Annotated in this window: 2 protein-coding genes; one reads left to right on the forward strand and one right to left on the reverse strand. The window is 36.7% G+C overall.

Annotated features, from left to right (window positions below):
- On the forward strand, positions 1-641 hold a 641-nt coding region (locus tag AC1DPQ_RS28775; protein WP_477611718.1), incomplete at its 5' end, for a zinc dependent phospholipase C family protein.
- Here the strand turns inward: AC1DPQ_RS28775 and AC1DPQ_RS28780 are convergent.
- A partial coding sequence (locus tag AC1DPQ_RS28780) for a VTT domain-containing protein (RefSeq protein WP_477611719.1) occupies positions 642-1,000 on the reverse strand: 359 nt, incomplete at its 5' end.

The raw sequence follows: 1,000 nt of genomic DNA on the forward strand, positions 1-1,000 counted from the left end.
GTATTATCCCCTGGCATATACAGCGTAGTTATTATGGTTTAGTTAAAGCCTTTAAAACGCGTGATTCGATAAAAATTCTAAAATATTCTGCAGACCTGGGTCATTACATTGGCGATGCTCACGTTCCTTTACATACTACCGCAAACCACAATGGCCAACTCACTAATCAGGTAGGTATACATGCCTTTTGGGAAAGCCGTTTACCCGAATTGTTTTCAACTCATTACAATTTTGTTGTTGGCAAAGCAGATTATATTGAAAACCCATTACAAGAAATCTGGAAAATACTTAAACACACACACAGTTTGGTTGATACCGTATTAACTTTCGAAGCTGAACTGAATGCATCATTTCCTTCCGACAAAAAGTATAGCTTTTCTGAAAGGAATAATACTGTACTGAAACAATACGCTATGGCCTATTCAAAAGCTTACCATACTAAAATGAATAACATGGTAGAAAAGCAAATGCGTGCTGCCATATTAAAAACGGGATCATTCTGGTATTCTGCCTGGGTTGATGCGGGTCAGCCAGTGCTTAAAAACCTAATTAAAACAGCATTATTACCTGATGAAAAAATAGAAAGTGAAGCGGTAGAAAGGAAATATCAAAATGGTTCTCTAATTGGTAGGGAACTATAATTATGCCTTTGTATCCTCTCCTTCAATAATTGCCTCAATCTTTTTAGGTTGAAAACGGCTTCTGATGGCTGCCCAGATGGCGGGAACAAAAGTTACCACAGCAATAAAAATAATAACCAGTTCGAAGTTGTTTTTAATTACCGGAATCTGTCCTAATAAATAACCGCCTAACAATAATGCAAATATCCAGGCTACTCCACCAATAATGTTATAATAGGTAAAACGACCGAAAGGCATTTTGGCTATTCCAGCTACAAATGGTGCAATGGTTCTGAAAATTGGAAGAAACCTACTCAACATAATGGCCTTACCACCATGTTTCTCAAAAAATTCGTGAGATTGATGATAATATTTAAGCT

The organism is Pedobacter sp. 01T416_2 (assembly GCF_056398925.1).